Source organism: Chitinophaga sp. (genome assembly GCF_035564935.1).
GTDB lineage: Bacteria > Bacteroidota > Bacteroidia > Chitinophagales > Chitinophagaceae > Chitinophaga.
In genome coordinates, this window is the sequence record NZ_DATMTE010001093.1 from 1 (window position 1) to 1,573 (window position 1,573).

Sequence of the window (1,573 nt, forward strand, 5' to 3'; positions counted from 1 at the left end):
GGTTTTCCTCTCATCACATCGATCATCGATTTTATTAACGTTGCCAGTCTCCAGCCAAGTAAAGCTGCGATGAGTGAAAGAATGGTGACCCCGGTAATAAAACTCCTGTCCAGGGTGTAGTATTCTGTAAAAATGCCAATCAGCCAAACCACGGCAATAGCGAAAAGTACAAAAACAGCAAAGCTGGAAAAGTATAAAGCGCCCGACGGGGGAGTATCTTTACAGATAATGATGCTGTTGCCAATTCTTCTGATCATGTGGGTAACCTGTTTTATTGGATGAATGTGGGCATGGTATAAGCCCCTTACAAACACAATTTACAGCAAATCCTTTAGCCACGATACAGCTTTTATGCGGCCCGTTGCAGCTTGTCGGCCGAAATTGTGGCCGTTTCTGCAGCTGCCACGAAGAAAGGCTCCAATACTATTTTCAGCCATACAATAGAGCAAAACACTGCTTTCACCGCGTAAGGTTCTACGTAAGTTCTCGCAATCCAGTACGGCGTGATCAGATCGGTAGAAGAAAAAGAAGTGAATACCAATGTAAGCACTACCAGTACGGTATTTAGTGTTGAAGGCCGTTCCTGTGTGAAATACCAGATGGCCACACCGGTGAGCGCAATAATATAAGTAGGCGATTCGCCTTTATAGTTAAAGATCACCACCCATATCAGTACAGAAGCCAGCATGCTCAGGTTATACTTTGGTTCCCGGTTGTAGAGTATAGGTAGAAATGGCGCCATGAATATGGCTGCTGCCACCATGATAAAAAGCTGTTTGGAGATATCCATATTAAACCAGGTATGCCACCATCCCATAACGGAAACGCCGTAGGATGCGGAGTAATCGTTGGCCAGCAGGTGCCCCCAGCTCTTGTAAAGGAACAGCAACTGCTCCCATGAAATCACCATCAAAGGCATCACTGCAATCACGGCTGTCCAGAAAGCAGTGTACAATGCAGCTTTCCAGCGTTCGGGGTATAGCAGGAATAACGACATGGCCACTACGCCAAACAGTTTGATATATACGGTTACTACCAAGAGCAATGCTGCCAGCCAGATTTTTTTATTTTCCATGCAGTGCCATGCAAGAATAAAAAAGCCCGTGATAAATACGTTGATCTGTGAGCTGGTAAGCGCGATCATCATCTCTATAGCTAAAAACAACAGCAGGATAGATTGTTTTTCTTTCTTTACAGGCAAAGTCCTGATGGCGATGATAAATACCACCACGTTCATGATGTTCCAGCAGATCAATGCAGGTATATCAGGCATCCAGGCGAAGACACCCATCCACAAAGCAAACGAAGGGCTGTACTTGTACAGGTCGTAATATTCTGATTCATATAGCACGTAGAGGTCCTGGTTATGTACCAGGTGTGAAAATGCCTGTTTAAAGATCAGGAAGTTATTGTAGCGGGTCCATCTTTCCATATCCTGCGAAGAAAACCAGGAATGAAAAGAAATGCCCACCGCCATTAACAGAAATAAAGCATACAGGTATTTTGGCGGGATCCTGCCAACGGTATGGCAGAAAGCATCCCAGCGCCCTTTCGTGGCTAAGCGTTGCATTGT

Annotated in this window: 2 protein-coding genes; both read right to left on the minus strand. The window is 45.1% G+C overall.

The annotated features are described in order from the left end of the window. On the minus strand, positions 1–257 hold a 257-nt coding region (locus VN105_RS28180; RefSeq protein WP_325646556.1), incomplete at its 3' end, for a hypothetical protein. A 92-nt stretch (positions 258–349) separates the two neighbouring features. Beyond that, a partial coding sequence (locus tag VN105_RS28185) for a glycosyltransferase family 87 protein (RefSeq protein ID WP_325646558.1) occupies positions 350–1,573 on the minus strand: 1,224 nt, incomplete at its 5' end.